At 71.9% G+C, this 22,308-nt stretch carries 21 protein-coding genes; 13 read left to right on the top strand and 8 right to left on the bottom strand.

Annotated features, from left to right (window positions below; translation table 11 throughout):
- Positions 1-26 precede the first annotated feature (26 nt).
- A complete protein-coding gene (locus ACIRPX_RS06050; RefSeq protein ID WP_404188878.1) occupies positions 27-1,001 on the top strand; it encodes an aldose epimerase family protein in 975 nt (324 codons plus the stop codon).
- Positions 1,002-1,080: 79 nt separating this feature from the next.
- Here the strand turns inward: ACIRPX_RS06050 and ACIRPX_RS06045 are convergent, their stop codons facing one another.
- Positions 1,081-3,525 (bottom strand): beta-glucosidase, encoded by a 2,445-nt coding sequence (locus ACIRPX_RS06045; protein WP_404188876.1) that lies wholly within the window; start codon positions 3,523-3,525, stop codon positions 1,081-1,083.
- A gap of 105 nt (positions 3,526-3,630) precedes the next feature.
- On the opposite strand from ACIRPX_RS06045, the gene ACIRPX_RS06040 reads away from it, so the two are divergent.
- On the top strand, positions 3,631-4,209 hold the full coding sequence (locus ACIRPX_RS06040) for a TetR/AcrR family transcriptional regulator (RefSeq protein WP_404188873.1): 579 nt from the start codon (positions 3,631-3,633) through the stop codon (positions 4,207-4,209).
- Positions 4,210-4,216: 7 nt separating this feature from the next.
- On the opposite strand, the gene ACIRPX_RS06035 is transcribed toward ACIRPX_RS06040, so the two are convergent.
- Both ACIRPX_RS06035 and ACIRPX_RS06030 read right to left on the bottom strand, forming a co-directional pair.
- Positions 4,217-4,546 carry a YrdB family protein gene (locus ACIRPX_RS06035; protein ID WP_404188871.1) on the bottom strand — a complete coding sequence of 110 codons (330 nt, stop codon included), beginning with the start codon at positions 4,544-4,546 and terminating at the stop codon, positions 4,217-4,219.
- Between the two features lie 24 nt (positions 4,547-4,570).
- Positions 4,571-4,960 carry a RidA family protein gene (locus ACIRPX_RS06030; protein ID WP_404188868.1) on the bottom strand — a complete coding sequence of 130 codons (390 nt, stop codon included), beginning with the start codon at positions 4,958-4,960 and terminating at the stop codon, positions 4,571-4,573.
- Between the two features lie 49 nt (positions 4,961-5,009).
- Between ACIRPX_RS06030 and ACIRPX_RS06025 the strand changes: the two genes are divergently transcribed.
- Entirely contained in the window at positions 5,010-5,966 is a 957-nt protein-coding gene (locus tag ACIRPX_RS06025) for a LysR family transcriptional regulator (RefSeq protein ID WP_404188865.1), read from the top strand.
- 75 nt (positions 5,967-6,041) lie between these two features.
- Positions 6,042-7,283 (top strand): pyroglutamyl peptidase, encoded by a 1,242-nt coding sequence (locus tag ACIRPX_RS06020; RefSeq protein ID WP_404188862.1) that lies wholly within the window; start codon positions 6,042-6,044, stop codon positions 7,281-7,283.
- A gap of 17 nt (positions 7,284-7,300) precedes the next feature.
- Here ACIRPX_RS06020 and ACIRPX_RS06015 read toward each other — a convergent pair whose 3' ends face one another.
- Positions 7,301-8,086 carry an EI24 domain-containing protein gene (locus ACIRPX_RS06015; protein ID WP_404188859.1) on the bottom strand — a complete coding sequence of 262 codons (786 nt, stop codon included), beginning with the start codon at positions 8,084-8,086 and terminating at the stop codon, positions 7,301-7,303.
- A gap of 43 nt (positions 8,087-8,129) precedes the next feature.
- Positions 8,130-8,993 carry a hypothetical protein gene (locus ACIRPX_RS06010; RefSeq protein ID WP_404188856.1) on the bottom strand — a complete coding sequence of 288 codons (864 nt, stop codon included), beginning with the start codon at positions 8,991-8,993 and terminating at the stop codon, positions 8,130-8,132.
- A 196-nt stretch (positions 8,994-9,189) separates the two neighbouring features.
- Here ACIRPX_RS06010 and ACIRPX_RS06005 point away from each other — a divergent pair, with 196 nt between their 5' ends.
- Entirely contained in the window at positions 9,190-10,341 is a 1,152-nt protein-coding gene (locus ACIRPX_RS06005; protein ID WP_404188854.1) for a serine hydrolase domain-containing protein, read from the top strand.
- Positions 10,342-10,434: 93 nt separating this feature from the next.
- Here the strand turns inward: ACIRPX_RS06005 and ACIRPX_RS06000 are convergent, their stop codons facing one another.
- Positions 10,435-10,854 carry an organic hydroperoxide resistance protein gene (locus ACIRPX_RS06000; RefSeq protein WP_404188851.1) on the bottom strand — a complete coding sequence of 140 codons (420 nt, stop codon included), beginning with the start codon at positions 10,852-10,854 and terminating at the stop codon, positions 10,435-10,437.
- Between the two features lie 97 nt (positions 10,855-10,951).
- Positions 10,952-11,950 carry an NADP-dependent oxidoreductase gene (locus tag ACIRPX_RS05995; RefSeq protein ID WP_404188849.1) on the bottom strand — a complete coding sequence of 333 codons (999 nt, stop codon included), beginning with the start codon at positions 11,948-11,950 and terminating at the stop codon, positions 10,952-10,954.
- A 99-nt stretch (positions 11,951-12,049) separates the two neighbouring features.
- Between ACIRPX_RS05995 and ACIRPX_RS05990 the strand changes: the two genes are divergently transcribed.
- On the top strand, positions 12,050-12,487 hold the full coding sequence (locus ACIRPX_RS05990) for a MarR family winged helix-turn-helix transcriptional regulator (protein ID WP_404188846.1): 438 nt from the start codon (positions 12,050-12,052) through the stop codon (positions 12,485-12,487).
- A 150-nt stretch (positions 12,488-12,637) separates the two neighbouring features.
- Here ACIRPX_RS05990 and ACIRPX_RS05985 read toward each other — a convergent pair whose 3' ends face one another.
- Positions 12,638-13,435, bottom strand: coding sequence for a hypothetical protein (locus tag ACIRPX_RS05985; protein WP_404188843.1), 798 nt, complete (start codon positions 13,433-13,435; stop codon positions 12,638-12,640).
- A 312-nt stretch (positions 13,436-13,747) separates the two neighbouring features.
- Here ACIRPX_RS05985 and ACIRPX_RS05980 point away from each other — a divergent pair, with 312 nt between their 5' ends.
- The 7 genes from ACIRPX_RS05980 to ACIRPX_RS05950 all read left to right on the top strand — a co-directional run bounded on the left by ACIRPX_RS05980 (position 13,748) and on the right by ACIRPX_RS05950 (position 22,307).
- Positions 13,748-14,911, top strand: coding sequence for a mandelate racemase/muconate lactonizing enzyme family protein (locus tag ACIRPX_RS05980; RefSeq protein WP_404188840.1), 1,164 nt, complete (start codon positions 13,748-13,750; stop codon positions 14,909-14,911).
- Complete coding sequence (locus ACIRPX_RS05975; RefSeq protein WP_404188838.1) at positions 14,908-15,912, top strand: zinc-binding dehydrogenase; 1,005 nt, start codon at positions 14,908-14,910, stop codon at positions 15,910-15,912. The genes ACIRPX_RS05980 and ACIRPX_RS05975 overlap by 4 nt, the downstream gene beginning before the upstream one ends.
- A 115-nt stretch (positions 15,913-16,027) precedes the next feature.
- Entirely contained in the window at positions 16,028-17,008 is a 981-nt protein-coding gene (locus ACIRPX_RS05970; RefSeq protein ID WP_404188835.1) for a hypothetical protein, read from the top strand.
- A gap of 143 nt (positions 17,009-17,151) precedes the next feature.
- Complete coding sequence (gene chvE / locus ACIRPX_RS05965) at positions 17,152-18,258, top strand: multiple monosaccharide ABC transporter substrate-binding protein (RefSeq protein WP_404188833.1); 1,107 nt, start codon at positions 17,152-17,154, stop codon at positions 18,256-18,258.
- A 45-nt stretch (positions 18,259-18,303) separates the two neighbouring features.
- Positions 18,304-19,854 carry a multiple monosaccharide ABC transporter ATP-binding protein gene (gene mmsA / locus ACIRPX_RS05960; protein WP_404188830.1) on the top strand — a complete coding sequence of 517 codons (1,551 nt, stop codon included), beginning with the start codon at positions 18,304-18,306 and terminating at the stop codon, positions 19,852-19,854.
- Positions 19,851-21,095: a multiple monosaccharide ABC transporter permease gene (gene mmsB / locus ACIRPX_RS05955; RefSeq protein ID WP_404188827.1), complete on the top strand. Its 1,245-nt coding sequence runs from the start codon at positions 19,851-19,853 to the stop codon at positions 21,093-21,095. The genes mmsA and mmsB overlap by 4 nt, the downstream gene beginning before the upstream one ends.
- Before the next feature lie 57 nt (positions 21,096-21,152).
- Positions 21,153-22,307 (top strand): aldose epimerase family protein, encoded by a 1,155-nt coding sequence (locus tag ACIRPX_RS05950; RefSeq protein ID WP_404188824.1) that lies wholly within the window; start codon positions 21,153-21,155, stop codon positions 22,305-22,307.
- Position 22,308: the final 1 nt, after the last annotated feature.

Here is a 22,308-nt window from a genome sequence, read left to right as displayed (position 1 = left end):
CAGGGGCGTGACTTAAAGTTCCGAACATGAACGAACTCTTCGGCACACTTTCCGACGGCGCTCCGGTCCACCGCTGGACCCTGGAGCGGGCGGGCATACGGGTCGGGATCCTGTCGTACGGCGGGATCGTGCAGTCGCTGGAGGTCCCGGACCGGGACGGGCGCGCCGCGAACGTGGTGCTGGGGTTCGCCGACCTGGACGGCTATCTCACGCACCCGGAGCCGTACCTGGGCGCCCTGATCGGCCGGTACGCCAACCGGATCGCGGGCGGCCGCTTCCCGCTGGACGGCGCCCTCTACGCGCTCGCGCAGAACAACGGCCCCAACTCCCTGCACGGCGGCGACGGCGGCTTCGACAAGCGGGTGTGGGACGTGACGCCGGAGGGGGCGCACGGGCTGCGGCTGAGCCGCGTCAGCCCGCACGGCGAGGAGGGCTTCCCGGGCCGGCTGGAGGTCTCCGCGACGTACACGCTGGAGGCGGACGGCGCGCTGGCGCTCTCCTACGAGGCGGTGACGGACGCGCCGACCGTGGTGAACCTGACCAACCACAGCTACTTCAACCTCGGCGGCTCGGGCAACGCGGGCGGGCACGAACTTCGGCTCGCCGCCTCCCGCTTCACCCCGGTCGACGAGAACCTGATCCCGAGCGGCGGCCTCGCCGACGTGACGGGCACCCGCTTCGACTTCCGTCAGGCGCGGAAGACCGGCGGGGGCTACGACCACAACTTCGCGCTCGACGGCGGGGTCACCGACACCCCCCGGGAGGTCGCCGAGCTGCACGACCCCGCGTCCGGGCGAAAGGTGACCGTGGAGACCACCGAACCCGGCCTGCAGCTCTACACCGCGGACCACCTGGGCGAGCCCTTCGCCCCCGGCGACGGCATCGCGCTGGAGACCCAGCACTACCCGGACTCCCCGAACCGGCCGGACTTCCCGAGCACGGTGCTGCGGCCGGGCGAGGTGTTCCGGTCCCGCACGACGTACCGGTTCGGCATCCGCTGACCGTGCGGTGCACCTCGCGAGCCCCGGCCCAGGGGTCAGGTCCCGGGCCGGGGCTGTTCGTGGGGAGGCTTGTCCCGGATCAGACGTTAATCGTCACCGTGATCCTGCGGTCCGTGATCGAGCGTCCGACCTGGATCTCGTACGAACCCTTCACAAACGACCAGGCGTGGGCCGCCTCGTCCCAGACCTCGAACGCGCGGCGCGGCAGCTCGACGACCGCCTCGGCGCTCTCGCCGGGCCCGGCCTGGACGCCCGCGAAGCCGGCGAGGCGGCGCGCCGGGCGGGCGGGGTCCGGCTGCACCGGGGCCAGATAGATCTGGACGACCTCGCGGCCCGGACGCTCACCGGTGTTGCGCAGGCGGACCTTGGCGGTGGTGCCGTCGACCTCGACGGAGTCGTAGGTCCAGTCGGTGTAGCCGAGGCCGTGGCCGAAGGGGTACGAGGGGGTCCTGCCCGCCTTCTCCCAGGCGCGGTAGCCGATGAAGAGGTCTTCCGTGTAGGGGAGTTCGCCGTTCTCCGGGACCACCCGGGTGACCGGGGCGTCGGCGAGGGAGCCCCAGGTGGTGGGCAGGCGGCCGCCCGGCTCGTGCGCCCCGGTGAGGACCTCCGCGAGGGCCGCGCCGCCCTCCTGGCCGGGGAACCAGCTGAGCAGGACCGCGGCCACGTCCTCGCGCCAGGGCAGTTCCACCGGGGAGCCGGAGTTGACCACCACGACGGTGCGGGGGTTGGCGGCGGCGACCGCGCGGACCAGGTCGTCCTGGCGTCCGGGGAGGGCGAGGTCCGTGCGGTCGAAGCCCTCGGACTCCACCCGCTCCGTGGTGGCGACCACCACGACGGCCGTGTCGGCGGCGCGGGCGGCGGCCACGGCCTCGGCGATCAGCTCGTCGGCGTCGCGCTGCGGCTCCTGGTGGCACAGGGCGAAGGCGACGACCTTGAAGGGCATGTCGTCCGGCAGCGCGACGACGAAGGTGAGGGAGACCTCGACCGGTTCGCCCGCGGTGAGTTCGGCCTCGGCGCGGGCCACCGGGGCGCCGAAGAACGCCTCGAAGCGGTCGCCGTCCTCGGCGGGATGCTGGACGTCGTCGTAGTACGTCGTGCCCGCCACGGTGAGGGTGAAGTGCCCGCTGCCCTTGGTGCCGAAGGTGTGCGGGCCGCTCTCGCGCGGGGTGAAGGTGCCGGTCAGCTCGACGGTGTGCAGCCGGTCGTGGGTGACGCCCTCGGGGAGGTCCGAACCCATCCACTGGATCGCGCCGTTGGGGGCCGAGCCGGTGCCGATGACGTTCCCCGCCACGTCCCGGCACACGGCCCGCAGCGCGAACCCCTTGTCGGCGACGGCGAGTTCGGTGGCGGGGTCGGCGCCGACGGCGTAGCTGAGCGCGCCCTCGGGCAGGGCGGCGACGAGGCCGTCGAGCGGGGAGACGACGCGGGCGGGGAAGACGGTGGCGGAACCGCCGCCGAGGACACGGGCGTCACGGGCGGCGGCGCCGACGAGGGCGACCGTGCCCGGCTTCAGCGGAAGCGCCGCGTCGTCGTTCTTCACGAGGACGAAGGCGCGGCGGGCGATCTCGCGGGCCAGCGCGGTGCCGTCGACGGCCCCCGGCGGTTCGCTGACGGCCGGCTCGGCGCTCTCCAGGGCGCCGACGCGGGCGGCGAGCCGCAGCACGTTGCGTACGGCCTCGTCGACGAGCGCCTCCTCGACCCTGCCGTCCCGCACGGCCTGCGCGAGGGGCGGGCCGTAGACGGTGTGCGGGCCGGGCATGGCGACGTCGAGGCCGCCCCGGATCGCGCCGGTCGTGGAGCGGGCGGCCGTCCAGTCCGAGACGTTGTAGCCGTCGAAGCCCCATTCGCCGCGCAGGACCTCGTTCACCAGGTGGCGGTGTTCGCTCATGGTCGTGCCGTTGACCGTGTTGTAGGCGGTCATGACGCCCCAGGGGCGGGCGTTGCCGACGATGAACTCGAAGGGGGCGAGATACAGCTCGCGCAGTGCGCGCTCGGAGACCAGGTTGTTGACGGTGAAGCGGTCGGTCTCGGCGTCGTTGGCGACGAAGTGCTTCACGGTGGTGCCGACACCGCCCGCCTGCACGCCGTTCACGTAGGCCGCGCCGATCACGCCGGTCAGATACGGGTCCTCGCTGTACGCCTCGAAGTGGCGGCCGCCGAGCGGGGACCGGTGGAGGTTGACGGTCGGGGCGAGGAGCACGTGCACACCCTTGCGGCGGGCCTCCTGCGCGAGCAGGGTGCCGGCGCGGCGGGCGAGGTCCGGGTCCCAGGTGGCGGCGAGCGCGGTCGGGGACGGCAGCGCCACGGACGGGTCGTCGGCGGTCCAGCGCACCCCCCGGACGCCGATCGGGCCGTCGGACATGACGAGGGACCTCAGGCCGATCTCCGGCAGCGCGGGCAGCGACCAGGTGTCCTGGCCGGCCAGCAGCCGTGTCTTCGCGTCCAGGTCCAGCTTGCCGAGCGCCGCCTCGACGGCCACCTCGCGCGCCTGGTCGGCCGGAGAGGTTCCAGGGTTTCCCGCCATCGGGCTGCCTCCTCGTCGAGTCCTGTCGTGCTGGGACACATCGTGCACCCGGTACCTGTAACGCGGTAGGTTTCGTTATCGTGCCGTAATATGAGAGGGTCGGGGATGCCGTACGGTGACGCCATGAACGCCAGGGTCCGGAGCGAGGAGCGGCGCGCGGAGATCGTCCGGGCGGCGCTGGAGGTGATCGCCGAGCGCGGTTACCGCGGCACCAGCCTGGCCGCGGTCGCCGAGCGGGTCGGGCTCACCCAGCAGGGGCTGCTGCACCACTACCCGTCCAAGGAGGCGCTGCTGGTCGCCGTGCTCAAGGAGCGCGACCAGTGGGACGCGGTGCCGGCCACGCAGTGGCGCGTCGACCTGCTCGCCTCGCTGGTGGAGTACAACGCGATGCGGCCCGGCATCATCCAGACCTTCTCCGCGCTGCTGGGCGAGAGCGTCACCGAGGGGCATCCGGCGCGGGAGTACTTCACCGACCGCTACCGCCGGGTGCGCGCGAGCATGGCGGGGGTGCTGCGCGCCGAGTACGGCGAGCGGCTGCCGAACGGCCTCACGCCGGAGCGCACGGCCCCGCTCCTCGTCGCGGTCATGGACGGCCTGCAGTACCAGTGGCTGCTGGACCCGGAGGCGGTGGACATGCCGGGCGCGTTCCGGGACTTCCTCGCGCTGCTGGGCGAGGAGACCTGACCGCCCCCTACTGGTGCCAGACGACGGCGAGGGTCTTGCTGACCGCGCACACGGCGGCGAAGGCGATCGCCCAGCCCGCCGCCCCGGCGGCCCACAGCGCCACCACGCCGGCCCCGAACCAGAGCAGTTCGAAGCCGACGCGGACCGCGCCGCGCGTCTTGTACGTGGCCTTCTGCGAGCCGAACAGCGCCCACAGCACGACGAGTACGGCCGGGGCGCCGAGGCCCAGCAGCCAGCCGAGCGGGGCCGCCACGTCTCGCGTGAAGCCCCAGACGCCGACGGCCGCGAGGGCGCCGAGCTCGATGAGGAAGAGGACGCCGAGGTTCGCAGCCTTCATGGCGGAAGTATCACCCGGAAGGGATCACTCCGCGGCGGGCACGGCGGCGACGACCTCGATCTCGATCCGCGCCTCGGGGCGGAAGAGCCGCGCGGCCTCGAAGGTCATGCTCGTCGGCGGTGTCCCGGTGAGGAACTCCCGCCGCACGGCGCCGTACTCCTGGAGCCCGCCGATGTCGGTCAGGTACGAGCGGATGCTGATGACATGGTCCAGGGTCGCGCCGTGCGCCGCGAGCAGTGCGACGAGGCCCTCGAAGATGCCCCGCGTCTGCGCGGCGAGCGTGTCGCCCTCGGCGATCTGGCCGGAGACGAACAACAGGGCGCTGCCGTCGGCGTGTTCGACGCGGGCGACCTGCGAGTAGGAGGGACTGGCGGGCTGCGGCGCGGCGGGCGGACTGTCCAGGGTGACCTTCATGCGCCGACGCTAGGCGGGCGCCGCCCGATGCCACAAGCGAATGTCTAGCATGGCTGCCATGCCGAAGACGCATGACGAACCGGATCTGTCCACCCTGTGGCTGCGGGTGTTCCTGGAGGTCGCCCGGACCGGTTCGTTCACGGTGGCGGCGCGGCGGCTCGGCTGGACCCAGTCCGCCGTCTCGCGCCAGGTCGCCACGCTGGAAGCGGCGTTGGGCGGGGCACAGCTCTTCGACCGGCTGCCGCGCGGCGTACGCCTCACGGAGGCCGGCCGCGTGCTCGTCCCGTACGCGGAGACGGTCGCCGGCACGCTGCACGCCGCGGCCCGCGATCTCAGGGCGCTGCGTGAGGTGGCGGGCGGACGGCTGCGGTTCGGGGCGTTCGCCACGGCCGACGCTGCCCTGGTGCCGCACGCGCTGGCCGCGTTCCGCACCCGCCACCCCCAGGTCCGGATCTCCCGCGAGGAGGGCTTCACGGCCGGGCTGCTGGACCGTCTGACCGCGGGCCACCTCGACCTGGCGGTCGTCTCGACGACCGGCGGCGCGCCGCTGGACGCCTACGAACTCCACCACCTCCTCGACGAGTCGCTGTACGTCGCCGTCCCCGCCGGCCACCCCCTGGCCGCCCGCCCGCAGCCGGTGCGTCTCGGCCAATTCGCCGACGCCGACTGGATATCCGGCAGCCCTCAGCCCGAGGGCACCCTCCTGGACGCGGCCCTGCGCCAGGGCTTCCGCCCGCGTGTGACGCATGTCGTCGGCGAGTGGACCGCCAAGCAGGGCTACGTCGCCGCCGGCCTGGGCGTCACCCTGGTCCCGGCCCTGGCCGCCGAGTCCGTGCGCCCGGACGTCGCCCTGCTGCCGGTGCTCGACGAGGGCGCCCCGGCACGGGCCGTGTACGCGGCGACCGTACGGGGCCGGTCGGCGTCCCCGGCCGCGGCGGCGTTCGTCGAGGCGCTGCGGGCGGCGGTGGCCAGGATTCCCACCTGCCTCAACGGCCCCATGGCGTAGACCACTTCACGCGGGTGATACTCCGACCGTCCGCACCACGCTCCCCCACGACGGCGACGGAAGGACCCGAAGGCCTTGAACTGCCTACGCGTTCGGATCGGCATCCTCGGACTCACCCTCATGGCGGGCTTCGCGGCCCCGGCGACCACGGCGACGGCCGAGGCCGCCCCCTCCCCCACCGTCGAGGAGCAGCGGCTCGACAAAGCGGCACCGCGCGAGATCCTCCACCGCTCCGGCTTCGACGACGCGGCACCGCGCCTGGCGGCCGGGTTGGGCACGGCGCGCTCCTACCGCGACGCCCGCCGCCTGGTCGTGCGCGAGGGATCGGCGCTGTGGCGGCGGGCCGTGGACCGGGCGCAGGGCCGGGGCCCGGCGGGCGGCGATCTCAGCCGCGACGACGACCGCCCGCTGTACTGGGCGCGGCTCGGCCTGACGAGGGACGTGCGCACCTGGGCGCCGAGGTTCGCCCTGACCGACGCCCAACGCGCCCGCCTGCTGGACGCGTTGGAGCGGACCTCACGAGGGCAGCGGGACATCCGCCTCCCGCGCGGCAGGGCGGTCGGGCGGATCCTGGTCACCGGCTTCGACCCCTTCACCCTGGACCGGGACATCCGTATCTCCAACCCCTCCGGAGCCACCGCGCTCGCCCTCGACGGCACGGTGGTCCGGACCGCGCACGGTCCGGCGCGGATCGAGACGGTCGTGTTCCCGGTGCGCTGGCAGGACTTCGCGGAAGGGACCGTGGAACGGACGCTGCGGCCCTACCTCGGGAAGGTGGACCTCTTCACCACCGTCAGCCAGGGACGGGTCGGCCAGTTCGACGTCGAGCGGACCAACGGGGCCTGGCGGGGCGGGTTCCCGGACAACGACGACGTCAGCCGCACGGAGACCGTCCCGGTGACCGACCCGGCCACGCAGCCGCAGTGGACGACGACGACCCTGCCGTACCGGCAGATCGTGGCGGCGGACACGGGGCGCTTCCCGGTGTACGACCACACGGAGGTCACCGAGATCCCGGCGGGCGGCACCGATCCCGTCGTACGGCCGAACGGGCCGACGCCCGGGTCGACGGCGCGGGCCGGGGGCGGCGGCGACTACCTCTCCAACGAGATCGCCTATCGCGCGACGCTGCTGCGGGACCGGCTGGGGCTGCACGACGCGCTGCCGGGCGGCCATGTGCACACGCCCGTGCTGCAGTTCGCGAGCGGGAACACGACGGAGATCACCGATCCCGAGTTCGTGCGCAACCGGCTGGACATCGTCGCGCAGGCCCGGGCGATCATCACCGTGGCGGCGGACACGACCTTCGGGAGGTGACCGTCGGGACGTGAGCGTCAGGACGTGACCCGCTCGTCCTCGATCCCGCCCCTGTCGGTCTCCTCGCCCAGCAGCTCCCGTGCCAGCAGCGTGGCCCCCGCGACCGCGCCCGGCATCAGGAACACCGCGACGAAGGGGACCAGGAAGGCGAGTCCGAGGGGCGTTCCGAAGCCCCAGACCAGGGTCCTGCGGGAGCGCAGCAGGCCGAGGCGCGCGCGCAGTTCGACACCGCGCCGCTGCAGGGCCACCGCGGTGAGCTCCTCGGTGAGGAAGAAGCCGGTGACGAAGAAGCCGATCACCGGGACGACGGTCTGCCCGACGAACGGGAGGAAGCCCAGGGCGAAGAGCAGGATGCCCCAGAGCAGGGCGCGGACCACGATCCGCAGGCTGTCGCGGCCCGAGATCCACAGTTCGCGCCACAGGGGGAGGCCGGATGCGGGGGCGGTGCCGTCCGGGGAGACGTCCCGGTCGACCTTCTCGGAGAGGTTCTCGTAGAAGGGCTGGCCGATCAGCAGCGTGATCGCGGTGAACGTGACGACCGCGAGGAGCAGGCCGAGGGCGAACAGGACGGCGGTGAGGAATCCGCGGAACAGCCCCTGCCACGGACTCGCCCAGCCGTCCGCGAACGGCGTCGCCCAGGCGACCCCGTCCTCCCCCCACAACCCGAGCGCGACCAGCGCCGCCGCGTACAGCACGAGGGTTATCAGGCCGGGCAGCAGCCCGAACCCGTACTGCTTCCCGTGCCGGGCCACCCACCGCTGGCCCTTCAGGAGATAGGTGAAGCCGGCCCCGAGATCGCGCATGGGGGGAACTCTACCCAGGCCGCGCCGTCACACCCGGGCCAGGTCAGACCGGCGTGACGGCGACCACGACCCCCTGCTCCGCCGCGGGCGACACCGCCGCGGACACCCGCACCGCGCCCGCCCGCACGACCCGCCCCGCCCGGGCCGCCACGGCGAGCAGCGCCGGCTGGACCCGCTCCAGCCCCGACACCAGCATCTCCTCCCCCGCCACCAGCAGCGGCCGCGCCGCCTTCGTGGTGGCGGCCGCCGCCTCCGCGAGATCGGCCAGCGGCGGAAGCGAGGCCCGCACCAGCCCCGCCCCGGCGGCGGCCGACCGCTCCGCCAGGGCCACCTGCAACGGCATCAGCGGAGCCAGCGCGGCCGTCAACGCGTCCGCGACGCGCCGCAGTTCGGGCGAGGAGTCACGCAGCACGTCCGCCGCCGCGCGCAGCACCGGCGTCACGGCGAGCAGCGCCCCCGCGGCGACACCCGCCGCCGCCGGCAGCAGCGGCGAGGTCGCCTCGACCAGGTCGCCCAGCGCGTCCGCGAACTCCTCGACGGCCGGCTCCACCGCGTCCAGGACCGGCAGCAGGCTGTCGCCGAGCGCGGTCAGCAGCGCCTGCGCCGGTTCGCTCACCGGATGCACCGCCAGCGGCGCCCCGCTCGTGCCCAGCCGGGTCAGGGTGTCGACGATCCGGTAGAACGCCTCCTGCGCCTGGGGCGACGCGCTCGCCTCGGCCAGCTCCGCGGTGGTCTCGCGCAGCACGCGCAGCACCTCGGTGCCCGAACCGTCCCGCGGGTCGAAGGTGTTGATGGCGATCTTCGTGATGTTCCCGGCCGTGTCCAGGAGCTGGCCGGTGATGTCGGTGGTGCTGCGGGCCATGCGCAGCATGTCGTCCCTGCTCGGGAGCGAAGGGATCGTTGCCATGGGCACTCCTCGCCTCACGGTCGGCGGCCGGCGGTCGACCTCAGGATGCCCCTGTTCACAGCCCGGGATGTGGCGTCCGAGGCGTCCGTGACCCGAACTCCCGGTTGGTGCGGTTGAGTCGATCCGGCCCGCCTCGCCGTACGGATCTACGTGCTGCCCGGCGCAGGTGAACGGCGGCCGAGGGTGAGGAGAACGGATGACGCGAGAGATTCACGGCACCGTCGCGACCGGCTTCGAAGCGGTGCGGGAGGAGTTCGCCGCGTTCGTCGCGGGGGAACTGCCGGACTACGAAGGACAGCTGTGCGCCCATGTGCACGGGCGCAAGGTCGTCGACCTGTGGGCGGGCGAGGGCAACGACGGCGAGTCCCTGTACGGCGTGCTCACCGCCACGCAGGGCGCCGCCCACCTGGTCGTCGCGCTGCTCGTGCAGGACGGCACACTCGAACTCGACCGCAGGGTGACCTACTACTGGCCGGAGTTCGGGGCGGAGGGCAAGGCGGCGCTGACCCTGCGCGACCTGCTCACCCAGCGCGCCGGACTCATCGGCCTCGACGGCGGCTTCACCGAGTCCGAGCTGTCCGACGACCGCGTGATCGCCGAACGGCTCGCCGACCAGCGGCCGTTCTGGCGTCCGGGCGCGGCCTTCGGCCACCACGCGCTCGTCATCGGCGCGCTCACCGGAGAGGTGGTCCGCCGGGCCACCGGCCACACCCTCCAGGAGGTCTACGAGGAGCGGGTCCGGGCGCCGTACGCCCTGGACTTCCACCTGGGACTGCCCGAGGCCCTGGAGCCGCGCTTCCGGTCCGTGCTGCCGATGGCGCCGACGCCCAAGCAGCGGGCCGTGCTGGACGCGACGCCGCAGGGGCCGCACATGCTCGCCTCGATCGCCTTCAACACGCATGTGCCCGGGGCGGGTGATCCCGCGGACCAGCCCAACTCCCGTCGTGTGCGCGCCAGGGGACCGGCGTCGGCGGGCGCGGTGGCCGCGGCGCGCGGGCTCGCCGGGCTGTACGCCGCGGCGATCAGCGAGGTGGCCGGCCGGCCGCCGCTGCTGAAGCCGGACACCGTCGCCGAGGTCGGCCAGATCCACTCGGTCGGCCACGACCTGGTGACCCGCACCCATCTGGCCTTCGGCCTCGGCTTCCAGGCGACGGCCGAGACCTGGTACCCGTTCCTGGGGGCGGGGGCGTTCGGGCACAGCGGGGCGGGCGGGGCGCAGGCGTTCGCGGACCCGCGCAGCGGCCTGGCCTACGGCTACACCCGGCGGCGCCGCGCCTGCCCGGAGGGGGCGGCCCCGGAGAACGAGCGGCTGGTACGCGCGGCGCACACGGCGGCACTGGGCGCCTGATCCGGTACGGCACGCCACCACGGGGCCGCATCGCACGGCAGAGGCCGCACCCCACGTCCAAGGGCGCGGCCCCCGTCGTACGCAACGACGGTCTCAGACCAGCGTCACGGTGATGTTGCCGCGGGTCGCCTTCGAGTACGGGCAGACCTGGTGGGCCTTCTCGAGGAGGCTGCGCGCGGCGGTGGCGCCGACGTTCGGGATGCGGGCCGAGATCTCGACGATGATGCCGAAGCCGTCGTCGTTCTTGCCGATGCCGACCTTGGCGGTGACCGTCGAGCCGGAGACGTCGGCGTTCTCCTGGCGGGCGACGACGCCCAGCGCGCCCTGGAAGCAGGCGCTGTAGCCGGCCGCGAACAGCTGCTCCGGGTTGGTGCCGGCGCCGCTGCCGCCCATCTCCCTGGGCGGGTTCACGACGACGTCGAGCGTGCCGTCCTCGGTGGCGACCCGGCCGTCGCGACCGTTCTCGGCGGTGGCGACGGCGGTGTAGAGGACGTCGGTCTGCTGGATGGACATGCGGTTGTCTTCCTCCTCGGGTCCGCCGCGACTCGCGCCCACGATCGACGACGGTTTCGGAAAGAAGTTACCGCATGCCGGAAACCGGGAGAAGGGTTCAGAGCTTGACGATCATCTTCCCGGTGTTGTCGCCGCGCAGGACGCCGAGGAAGGCCTCCAGGTTGTTGCCGATCCCCTCGACGACGGTCTCGCGGTACTTCAGCTGCCCCGAGGCGACCCAGGGGCCCACCTCCTGGACGAACTGGGGCTGCAGGTCGTAGTGGTCGCCGACCAGGACGCCCTCGACGCGGAGCCGGTTCTGCAGGATCTTGACCATGTTGCGCGGGCCGGGGGCCGGCTCGGTCGCGTTGTACTGCGAGATCATGCCGCAGATCACGGCCCGGCCGCGCAGGTTGAGCGCGCCGATCGCGGCCTCCAGGTGCTCGCCGCCGACGTTGTCGAAGTAGACGTCGATGCCGTCCGGGGCGGCCTGCTTCAGCTGCTCGCGCACCGGGCCGTTCTTGTAGTTGAAGGCGGCGTCGAAGCCGTACTCCTCGACGAGCAGCTTGACCTTCTCGTCGGAGCCCGCGGAGCCGACGACCCGCGAGGCGCCCTTCAGCCGGGCGATCTGGCCGACCTGGCTGCCGACGGCGCCCGCGGCGCCGGAGACGAAGACCGCGTCGCCCTCCTTGAAGGCGCCGACCCGCAGCAGGCCCGCGTACGCCGTCAGGCCCGTCATGCCGAGGACGCCGAGATACGTGCTCAGCGGCGCGGCCTGCGGGTCGACCCTGACGGCGTTCTTGGCGTCCATGACCGCGTACTCGCGCCAGCCGAAGACGTGCAGGACGTGGTCGCCGGCCGCCAGGCCCTCGGCGTTCGAGGCGACGACCTCGCCGACCGCGCCGCCCTGCATGACCTTGCCGAGCTCGAAGGGGGCGACGTAGGACTTGGCGTCGCTCATCCGGCCGCGCATGTACGGGTCGACCGAGAGGTACTTGTTCCGCACCAGCACCTGACCGGGACCGGGCGTCGGGACCTCGGTCTCGACCAGGGCGAAGTCCTCGGGCTTGGGCCAGCCGACGGGACGGCTGAGCAGGTGCCATTCGCGGTTGATCATGTCGGGCGCCTTTCCGGGCGTGGGGGAAATGTTTCAGTACCTGAAACAACAATGCGCCTGAATATTTCATGTTGTCAAGTAAAGAGGTATCCTGGTGCCATGCCCACGCCTGAGAAGACCCGCCGCCCCGACGCGCTGACCATGGAGGTCGTCGAGCTGATCGGCACCGTGGTGGCCCGGTTCTACGCGGACTACGAGGAGGCGGCCGGCGAGCACACGCTGACCGGCGCCCAGGCGCGGCTGCTGAGCCTGCTGTCGCTGGAGCCGCTGCCGATGCGGAAGCTGGCGCAGAAGCTGAAGTGCGAGCCGTCGAACGTCACCGGGATCGTGGACCGCCTGGAGTCGCGCGGCCTCGTCGAGCGGCGCCCGGACCCGGCCGACCGCCGCGTGAAGCTGGCCGCCGCGACGGACGACGGCCTGCGGGTCGCCCGCGAACTGCGCGACGGCCTCCGCTTCGCCCGCGAGCCGCTGGCCGGCCTGTCGGACGAGGAGCGCCGGTCCTTGCGGGATCTGCTGCGGCGGATGCTGGCGGCGTAGCCGTCCGGCGCTCGCGGCGGCACCGTGCGCTGCACCGGCCGTCAACCGGGGGCCGTCGCCCCCGGACCCCCGCTCCGGCTCTGGACGGGCACCGTCCTCGCACGCCGGACGGGCCGACCCGCCCGGGCACGGTCTCCAGGCCGGGCCGCCTCAGCTGCACCACCACAGGAACCGCTTGCAGGTGTGGGTCGGCGCGGGCGTCGGGGTCGGGGCCGCCGTGCTGGGGGCCGCCGTCGGGGTCGGGGCCGGGGCGGGACGCGTGGCCGCCGGGGGCGTCGTCGCGGGGGCCGGGTCCGCCGTCGCCGTGGCGGACTCCGCGTCCTTGCCGGCCTTGTCCTTCTCGGCCGTGTCCGTGGCCGACTTCGACGGGGAGGGGGACGCGCCCGCGGACGGGGCGTCCGTCGCCGCGCCCGCCGTGCCGTCGCCCGCCTCGGTGCCGGCCGTCTCCCACGCCGCCGCGCCCTCCGGCGACTCGTCCCGGGCCGCGGCCGGCCGGGGGGTGGAGAAGGGCGCGTCGACGCCCAGTTCGGCGAGGCTGAGGCCACCGGCGGCAAGCGCGCAGGCCACGGTGATCAGCAGGATCCGGCGGCGCCGACGGCGATGGGCGGCGGCTTTGCGGTCACGGCGGCTGGCGGCACCCGCGGGCCCGCCGGCGGCCCGGCCACCGCGCCCGCGGCCCCGTCCCTGCGCGCGCCGCGCGGCCGCACGGCCCACCGGCGCGTCGGTGTCGTCCGCGTCCGCGCCGGAGTCCTCGCCGTCCTCCTCGCCGGAGGCGTCACCCCCCGCGCCGCCGTACGAGCTCTCGGGAACCGCCCCGTACCCCGCGCCCCCGTGCTCGCGCACGCCGTCGCGCCCCGCGTGCGCGCGGAGTTCTTCGAGCTGCGCGCCGCACCCCGGGCAGGCGAGGGCGCCGTTGAGGTGCCGTCGGCACGGGTGGCAGTAATCCATGACGCCGGAAGACTAAGTTCCTCCCGGGTCACGGTCATAGCCACAGCTGTGAAAGTTGTGTGCGGAACTACCCGTTCCGGCGCGGCGAGTTGAGCTCGTCGGGCAGGGCGTGTCGGGCATCTCCCCCGAGGGCGTCGAAACCGCCGCCGCACAGCGCACCGAAAGCGGTGTCGAAACCGTTATGCGTTCGACCCATTGACACCCCCACCGCCCCGTCCTTACTGTCACGCCAGCATTTCGAACGTGTGACGAAATATCGAACACACGTGGCGAGACATCGACGAGACGCCGAACCAGCGAGGGACAACTGCCGTGCGCATCACCGGAATCAGCACACACGTGGTCGGGACGCCCTGGCGCAACCTGACCTACGTCCAGGTGCACACCGACGAAGGGATCACGGGAGTCGGCGAGACCCGCATGCTGGGCCACACCGACGCGCTGATCGGCTATCTGCGGGAGGCGGAGGCCAACCACATTCTGGGCTCCGACCCGTTCGCCGTGGAAGACCTCGTCCGCCGGATGAAGTACGGCGACTACGGCCGGGCCGGCGAGATCGTGATGTCCGGCATCGCGGTGATCGAGACGGCCTGCTGGGACATCAAGGGCAAGGCCCTCGGCGTGCCGGTCTGGCAGCTGCTGGGCGGCAAGGTGACCGACAAGGTCAAGGCGTACGCCAACGGCTGGTACACCACCGAGCGCACGCCCGAGGCGTACCACAAGGCCGCCCAGGGCGTCATGGAGCGCGGCTACCGGGCCCTGAAGATCGACCCCTTCGGCACCGGGCACTTCGAACTCGACCACCAGCAGACCCTCTACGCCGTCTCCCTCATCGAGGCCGTGCGCGACGCCATCGGGCCCGAGGCCGAGCTGATGCTGGAGATGCACGGCCGCTTCTCCCCCGCCACCGCGGTCCGGCTGGCGAGGGAGCTCGCCCCCTTCAAGCCCGCCTGGCTGGAGGAGCCCGTACCGCCGGAGAACCTCAAGGCGCTGGAGAAGGTCGCCGCCAAGGTCGACATGCCGGTCGCCACCGGTGAGCGCATCCACGACCGCATCGAGTTCCGCGAGCTGTTCGAGAGCCAGGCCGTCGACATCATCCAGCCGGACGTCGGCCACATCGGCGGTATCTGGGAGACCCGCAAGCTCGCCGCGACCGCCGAGACCCACTACATGCTCGTCGCGCCGCACAACGTGGGCGGGTCCGTGCTCACCGCCGCCTCGCTCCAGGTCGGCTTCACCTCCCCCAACTTCAAGATCCTGGAGCACTTCAACGACTTCGCGGACGCGGAGATCAAGAAGGTGGTCAAGGGCGCCCCGCAGGTGGACCCGGAGGACGGCTGCTTCCACCTCTCCCACGCCCCCGGCCTCGGCGTCGAGCTGGACGTCGACGCGGCGGCCGAGTTCCCGCAGCAGCAGGCCCGCTTCGACCTGTGGGCCGAGGGCTGGGAGAAGCGCAGCCCGAAGGGCGACCGGTGAGCACCGCCGTCGTCGTCGACGGACCCGGCGAGCACCGGCTCACCGGTCACACGCCCGGTGACCCCGGCCCCGGCGAGGCCCTCGTCCGCGTCCACGCCGTGGGCATCTGCGGCAGCGACCGCGAGGTGTACCAGGGCACCCGGCCCGAGGGGTACGTGCGGTACCCGCTCACGCCCGGCCACGAGTGGTCCGGGACGGTGGCGGCGGCCGGCACCGGGGTGCCGCAGAGTCTCGTGGGCCGCAAGGTCGTCGGCGAGGGATTCCGCAACTGCCAGGTGTGCGACCGCTGCCACGCGGGCGAGACCACGCTGTGCACCGCGGGGTACGAGGAGACCGGGTTCACCCGGCCGGGCGCGATGGCCGGCACGCTCACCCTGCCGGCCCGGCTGCTGCACGTCCTGCCGGACGACGCCGACCTGACGGCCGCCGCCCTGCTGGAGCCCGCCGCCTGCATCGCCGCGGCCGCGCTCAAGGCGAACGTCCGGCCCGGTGAGCGGGTCGGCGTCGTGGGGACGGGCACCCTCGGCATGTTCGCCGTCCAGTTCCTGAGGGCGAGCTCCCCCGCGCGGCTCCTCGTCGTGGGCACCCGCCCGGACCGCGCGGAGCTGTCGAGACGGTTCGGCGCCACCGGGTTCCGCACCAAGGACCAGGAGCTGCCCGGCGACCTCGACGTGGTGATCGAGACCGCCGGCTCCGCGGACGCGGCCCGCACCGCCGCCGGCCTGCTCAGGCGCGGCGGGCGCCTGGTCCTGACGGGCATCCCGGCGCCCGGCGCCGAGGGCCTCGACCCGACCGGCCTGGTCGTCCGGCAACTGGAGGTGCACACCGTCTTCGGGGCGCCGCCGGACGCCTGGGCGCACACGGTGCGGGTGTTCGCGGCCGGTCTGCTCGATCCGCTGCCGCTCGTCACGCACGAACTGCCGCTGGACGCCTTCCCGCAGGCCATCGAGCTGGTCGGGTCCGGTGATCCGAAGGTGGGCAAGGTGCTGCTCCGCCCCTAGCCGTACGCCGGTACGGGGGCGACCTGACGGTCCCCGTACCGGCGTACACCCGGTCCCCTTTTTTTCGCCCAGAGCCGCGAACCTTGTCCGAAATATCGAACACGAAGGACAGCTTGTGACGACCGACGCTTCCGCCACGGCGGCCCGCCGGCCCGGTGAGCAGGCGCTCACCGCGCTCGGCCTGGGCGCGCCCGCCCTCGACCCCGCCGACGCCTCGCCGCACACCTTCCCCGGCGGCGGCCGCTGGCGCACCGAGATCCCCTCGTGCGAGGGTCCCGAAGCGCTGGCCGTCGTGCTCAAGGAGTCCGCGCGCCTGGACGTGCCGATCCACCGGATCAGCCAGGGCAGCGGCGTATGGATGCTGACCGACGCCGAGATCACCGAGATGGTCGAGGCCACGGCCGAACGCGACATCGAGCTCTGCCTGTTCACCGGCCCGCGCGGCAGCTGGGACATCGGCGCCTCCGTGCGGTCCGACTCGCGGGGGGCCGGACTGCGCGCACGGGGCCACGACGCCGTCGCCGGCTGCGTCGAAGACGCCGTACGCGCCACGGAGTTGGGCGTCAAGTGCCTGCTCGTCGCCGACGAGGGCGTGCTGTGGACACTGCACCGGGCCCGCGCCGCCGGGATCGTCCCGGCCGACACCACCCTGAAGGTCTCCGCGCTCATCGGGCCGGTCAACCCGGCCAGTTACGCGGTCTTCGAGCATCTGGGCGCCGACTCGGTCAACGTGCCGAGCGACCTGACGCTCGATCACCTCACCGAGATACGACGGGTGTCCGCCGCCCCCATGGACATGTACATCGAGGCCCCCGACGACCTCGGCGGCTACGTCCGGATGTACGAGGTCGCCGAGCTGATCCGGCGCGGCGCACCGCTCTACCTGAAGTTCGGCCTGTCCAGGGCTCCCGGCATCTACCCGTGGGGCACCCATCTGCGGGACGTGACCCTGGACACCGCCCGGGAGCGGGTACGGCGGGGTCGCCTGGCGCTCGACCTGCTGGCCCGGCACGGGGCCGACGGGGACATGGCGCCGTCGGGTTCCCGGCTCCCGGGTTCCCTCAACCGGTTCCCCGTCGACGGTGCCGCCGGATGACCGACGGGGGCCGCCGGCCGTACGCGGCTGGTCGCGCCCACGCGGCGGAGCCGCAGATCGAAAGCAGCCCCGCGCCCCGTCGGGGCGCCTCACACCGACCTCGCCCAGACATACCAACGAAGAGAAGAACAGGGACGATCACTATGCGCACTCGTAGAAGCGCCCTCACCCTCATGGCCGGAGCCGCCTCGCTCGCGCTCACCCTGACCGCCTGCGGTCAGAACAGCGAGGGCGGCAGCAAGGAGGAGGCGGGCAGCGCCAAGGGCGGCACCATCGGCATCGCGATGCCGACCAAGTCCTCCGAGCGCTGGATAGCCGACGGCAACAACGTCGTCAAGGACCTCCAGGCCAAGGGCTACAAGACCAAGCTGGTCTACGGCGAGGACGACCCCGACCAGCAGGTCTCGCAGATCGAGAACCTCATCACGCAGGGCGTCAAGGGCCTGATCGTCGCGGCCATCGACAACAAGTCCCTGAACAACGTGCTCCAGCAGGCCGCCGACGCGAAGATCCCGGTGATCTCCTACGACCGCCTGATCCTCGGCACCAAGAACGTCGACTACTACGCGTCCTTCGACAACACCAAGGTCGGCGAGCTCCAGGCCAACTACATCGTCGACAAGCTGGGCCTGAAGAACGGCAAGGGCCCCTTCAACATCGAGTTGTTCGCCGGCTCCAACGACGACAACAACACCAAGTACTTCTTCAACGGCGCGATGAGCGTGCTGCAGCCCTACATCGACAAGAAGAAGCTGGTCGTCAAGTCCGGCCAGACCCAGCTCACCAAGGTCACCACGCTGCGCTGGGACGGCACCACCGCCCAGCACCGCATGGAGGACATTCTCACCTCGTCGTACAAGAGCGGCAGGGTCGACGCGGTGCTCTCGCCCTACGACGGCATCTCCATCGGCATCATCTCCGCGCTGAAGTCCGACGGTTACGGCTCCGCGAGCAAGCCGCTGCCGGTCATCACCGGCCAGGACGCCGAGCTCGCCTCGGTGAAGTCGATCATCGCCGGCCAGCAGACGCAGACCGTCTACAAGGACACCCGCAAGCTGGCCGACGTCGCCGCGGGCATGGTCGACGACGTGCTCAACGGCAAGAAGCCCGAGGTCAACGACACCAAGACCTACGACAACGGCACCAAGGTCGTCCCGGCGATGCTGCTCCAGCCGGTGAGCGTCGACAAGACCAACTACCAGAAGGAACTGGTCGACACCGGCTACTACAAGGCGAGCGAGCTTCAGTAGCCCCGGTCGTTGTCGGTCACACCTACGGATGGAAAGGGCACGACCATGGCGGGACCCGTCCTGGAAATGCGCTCGATCGTCAAGACCTTTCCCGGCGTCAAGGCACTGTCGGACGTCACACTGACGGTCCGTCAGGGCGAGGTCCATGCCATCTGCGGCGAGAACGGCGCCGGGAAGTCCACCTTGATGAAGGTGCTCTCCGGCGTCCATCCGCACGGCACGTACGAGGGCGACATCCTCTTCGAGGGTGAGGTCTGCGAGTTCCGGGACATCCGGGCGAGCGAGCAGCGCGGCATCGTGATCATCCATCAGGAACTGGCGCTGGTGCCCTTCCTGTCGATCGCGGAGAACATCTTCCTCGGCAACGAGCACGCCTCGCGCGGACTGATCAACTGGAGGCAGACGCTGAAGCACGCCACCGAGGTGCTGCGCCGGGTCGGTCTGTCCGACCACCCGGAGACCCGCATCGCCGACATCGGCGTGGGCAAGCAGCAGCTGGTGGAGATCGCCAAGGCGCTCTCCAAGAAGGTGAAGCTGCTCATCCTCGACGAGCCGACCGCGGCGCTGAACGACGAGGACAGCGGCAAACTCCTGGATCTCATCCTGGAGCTGAAGAAGCAGGGCATCACCTCGATCATCATCTCCCACAAGCTGAACGAGATCCGCAAGGTCGCCGACTCGGTGACGATCATCCGCGACGGCAGGTCGATCGAGACGCTCGACGTGAAGGCGCCGGAGACCACCGAGGACCGGATCATCTCGGGCATGGTCGGCCGCGACCTCGACCACCGCTTCCCCGACCGCACGCCGTACGAGGGCGAGGTGGACGCGGCCCCGGCGCTGGAGATCCGCAACTGGACCGTGCACCACCCGATCGACCAGCACCGCAAGGTCGTCGACGACGTGTCGGTCCATGTGCGGCGCGGCGAGATCGTCGGCATCGCGGGCCTGATGGGGGCGGGCCGCACCGAGCTGGCGATGAGCGTCTTCGGGCGCACCTACGGCCGGCACGCGAGCGGCACGGTCCTCAAGGACGGCACGGAGATCCGCACCAAGACCGTCGCGGAGGCGGTCGGGCACGGCATCGCGTACGTCACCGAGGACCGCAAGCACTACGGCCTCAACCTCATCGACACCATCAACCGCAACATCTCGCTGACCGCGCTGGACAAGGTCGCCCGGCGGGGTGTGGTCGACGAGCACGAGGAGCGGCAGGTCGCCGAGCGCTTCCGCAGGTCGATGAACATCAAGGCGCCGACCGTCTTCGAGCCGGCCGGCAAGCTCTCGGGCGGCAACCAGCAGAAGGTCGTCCTCAGCAAGTGGATCTTCGCGGGCCCCGAGGTGCTGATCCTGGACGAGCCGACCCGCGGCATCGACGTGGGCGCCAAGTACGAGATCTACACGGTCATCGACCAGCTGGCCGCCGAGGGCAAGGCGGTCGTCTTCATCTCCTCCGAGCTGCCCGAACTGCTCGGCATGTGCGACCGCATCTACACCATGGCCGCCGGGCGGCTCACGGGTGAGGTTCCGCGGGCCGAGGCCACGCAGGAAGTGCTGATGCGCCAGATGACGAAGGACAAAGAGGTAACCCGATGAGCACGGATGTGACGGACAAGGTCCCGGCCCCGGCGCCGCCCGGCAGGAGCGGGGGTTCGGGCTCCGAGGGCCTGCTGCAGCTGATGCTGGGCGGCCTCAGGCGCAACATGCGCCAGTACGGCATGCTGATCGCGCTCGGGCTGATCGTGGTCCTGTTCCAGGTGTGGACCGGCGGCGACCTGCTGCTGCCGCGCAACGTCTCCAACCTGGTGCTGCAGAACAGCTACATCCTGATCCTCGCGATCGGCATGATGCTCGTGATCATCGCGGGCCACATCGACCTGTCGGTCGGCTCGCTGACGGCGTTCGTGGGCGCCTTCGCGGCCGTGCTGACGGTGCAGCACAGCGTGGCATGGCCGATCGCCCTCGTCCTGTCCCTGCTGGTGGGCGCGGCCGCGGGCTCGGTGCAGGGCTATCTGATCGCGTACTTCGGCATACCGTCCTTCATCGTGACCCTGGCGGGCATGCTGCTCTTCCGCGGTCTGACGGAGATCTTCCTGCAGGGCCAGACCCTCGGCCCGTTCCCGGGAGGTCTGCAGAAGCTCGGCAACGGCTTCCTGCCGGAGGTCGGCCCGAAGACCAACTACCACAACCTCACGCTGCTGCTGGGCTTCGCGCTGCTGGCCTTCGTGATCTACCAGGAGATCCGCGACCGCAGGCGTGAGCAGGAGTTCTCGCTGGACGTGCTGCCGCGCAACGCCTTCCTGCTCAAGCTCGCGGCCATCACCGCCGCGGTCCTGGCGGTCACCCTGCTGCTCGCCAGCTACCAGGGCGCGCCGATCATCCTGATCATCCTCGGTGTGCTGGTGGTCGGCTACGGCTACGTCATGCGCAACGCGGTCTTCGGCCGCCACATCTACGCCATCGGCGGCAACCTGCCGGCGGCCAAGCTGTCCGGCGTCAAGGACAAGAAGGTCACCTTCCTTGTCTTCCTGAACATGGGCGTGCTCGCGGCCCTGGCGGGTCTGGTGGTCGCCGCCCGCCTGAACGCGGCGTCTCCGAAGGCGGGCCTGAACTTCGAACTCGAGGCCATCGCCTCGTCGTTCATCGGTGGCGCGTCCATGAGCGGCGGTGTGGGCACCGTCCTCGGCGCGATCATCGGTGGCCTCGTCCTCGGCGTGCTGAACAACGGCATGAACCTCCTCAGCGTCGGCACCGACTGGCAGCAGGTCATCAAGGGCCTCGCCCTGCTGGCCGCGGTCGGCTTCGACGTGTGGAACAAGCGCAAGTCCGGTTCGTAGTACGTCAGCTCGGGCCCCGTCGGCACGGCGGGACCCCACCCTTCACGGGAGCCGCACATGGAACTGAACAGACGCACAGTCATCGCGGGCGCCGCGGCGGCGGGCATCGCCGCCACCACGCTCGGCACGGGCACGGCCGAGGCCTCCTCCCGGGGCCGGGGACCGGTCAAGGAGCTCTTCGGCACGCTGGACGACGGCACCAAGGTCCACCGCTGGTCCCTGGAGAACGGCGGCACCCGGCTGAAGGTCCTCTCCTACGGCGGCATCATCCAGTCCCTGGAGATCCCCGACCGCCACGGCCGCCACGCCAACGTCTCGCTCGGCTACGACAACCTCGCGGCCTACGTCGCCGGCACCACCTTCTTCGGTGCCACGATCGGCCGCTACGGCAACCGCATCGCCAAGGGCCAGTTCACCCTGGACGGCAAGAAGTACCAGCTCAGCGTCAACGACGGGGTGAACAGCCTGCACGGCGGCGCCAAGGGCTTCAACACCAAGGTCTGGGACGTGGAGGGCTTCACCTCCGGCTCCGACGTCGGCCTGCACCTGTACTACACCAGCGTCGACGGCGAGATGGGCTACCCCGGCACTCTCAGGACCAAGGTCACCTTCACGCTGAACCGGCACGGCGACTGGCGCATCGACTACGAGGCCACCACCGACCGGCCGACCGTGGTGAACCTCACCAACCACACGTACTGGAACCTCGCCGGCGAGGGCAACGGCACGATCGAGGACCACGAGCTCACGATCGCCGCCTCCCGCTACACGCCCACCGACACGGGCCTGATCCCCACGGGCGAACTGGCGGCCGTCGCCGGCACCCCCTTCGACTTCCGCCGGGGCAAGCCGGTCGGCCGGGACATCCGCGCCGGCCACCCCCAACAGGTGCAGGCCAAGGGCTTCGACCACAACTGGGTCCTGGACAAGGGCGTCACCGCCCGGCCCGAGCACATCGCCACCCTGCGCGACCCGCGCTCCGGCCGCACCCTGAAGATCGCCACCGACCAGCCCGGCGTGCAGTTCTACTCCGGGAACTTCCTCGACGGCACCCTCGTCGGCACCTCCGGCCGCACCTACCGGCAGGGCGACGGAATGTGCCTGGAGACACAGCACTTCCCCGACTCCCCGAACGAGCCGTCGTGGCCCACCACGGTGCTGCGTCCGGGGCAGACGTACCGGACGACGACGGTGCACTCGTTCGGCGTGTGAC

The organism is Streptomyces sp. NPDC101225 (assembly GCF_044767585.1).
In the GTDB taxonomy this organism is placed as follows: domain Bacteria; phylum Actinomycetota; class Actinomycetes; order Streptomycetales; family Streptomycetaceae; genus Streptomyces.
Note: the sequence above shows the minus strand (reverse complement) of the source record. Positions and strands in the feature narration are given on the sequence as shown.

What these genes read in the sequence shown, in the direction of transcription:
- ACIRPX_RS06040 (WP_404188873.1), top strand. Translation starts at nt 3,631, where the DNA reads ATGCCGTACGGTGACGCCATGAACGCCAGGGTCCGGAGCGAGGAGCGG.
- ACIRPX_RS06045 (WP_404188876.1), bottom strand. Translation starts at nt 3,525, where the DNA reads ATGGCGGGAAACCCTGGAACCTCTCCGGCCGACCAGGCGCGCGAGGTG.
- chvE (WP_404188833.1), top strand. Translation starts at nt 17,152, where the DNA reads ATGCGCACTCGTAGAAGCGCCCTCACCCTCATGGCCGGAGCCGCCTCG.
- ACIRPX_RS05990 (WP_404188846.1), top strand. Translation starts at nt 12,050, where the DNA reads ATGCCCACGCCTGAGAAGACCCGCCGCCCCGACGCGCTGACCATGGAG.
- ACIRPX_RS06000 (WP_404188851.1), bottom strand. Translation starts at nt 10,854, where the DNA reads ATGTCCATCCAGCAGACCGACGTCCTCTACACCGCCGTCGCCACCGCC.
- ACIRPX_RS06005 (WP_404188854.1), top strand. Translation starts at nt 9,190, where the DNA reads ATGACGCGAGAGATTCACGGCACCGTCGCGACCGGCTTCGAAGCGGTG.
- ACIRPX_RS05995 (WP_404188849.1), bottom strand. Translation starts at nt 11,950, where the DNA reads ATGATCAACCGCGAATGGCACCTGCTCAGCCGTCCCGTCGGCTGGCCC.
- ACIRPX_RS05950 (WP_404188824.1), top strand. Translation starts at nt 21,153, where the DNA reads ATGGAACTGAACAGACGCACAGTCATCGCGGGCGCCGCGGCGGCGGGC.
- mmsB (WP_404188827.1), top strand. Translation starts at nt 19,851, where the DNA reads ATGAGCACGGATGTGACGGACAAGGTCCCGGCCCCGGCGCCGCCCGGC.
- ACIRPX_RS06035 (WP_404188871.1), bottom strand. Translation starts at nt 4,546, where the DNA reads ATGAAGGCTGCGAACCTCGGCGTCCTCTTCCTCATCGAGCTCGGCGCC.
- ACIRPX_RS06050 (WP_404188878.1), top strand. Translation starts at nt 27, where the DNA reads ATGAACGAACTCTTCGGCACACTTTCCGACGGCGCTCCGGTCCACCGC.
- ACIRPX_RS06010 (WP_404188856.1), bottom strand. Translation starts at nt 8,993, where the DNA reads ATGGCAACGATCCCTTCGCTCCCGAGCAGGGACGACATGCTGCGCATG.
- ACIRPX_RS06015 (WP_404188859.1), bottom strand. Translation starts at nt 8,086, where the DNA reads ATGCGCGATCTCGGGGCCGGCTTCACCTATCTCCTGAAGGGCCAGCGG.
- mmsA (WP_404188830.1), top strand. Translation starts at nt 18,304, where the DNA reads ATGGCGGGACCCGTCCTGGAAATGCGCTCGATCGTCAAGACCTTTCCC.
- ACIRPX_RS06030 (WP_404188868.1), bottom strand. Translation starts at nt 4,960, where the DNA reads ATGAAGGTCACCCTGGACAGTCCGCCCGCCGCGCCGCAGCCCGCCAGT.
- ACIRPX_RS06025 (WP_404188865.1), top strand. Translation starts at nt 5,010, where the DNA reads ATGGCTGCCATGCCGAAGACGCATGACGAACCGGATCTGTCCACCCTG.
- ACIRPX_RS05985 (WP_404188843.1), bottom strand. Translation starts at nt 13,435, where the DNA reads ATGGATTACTGCCACCCGTGCCGACGGCACCTCAACGGCGCCCTCGCC.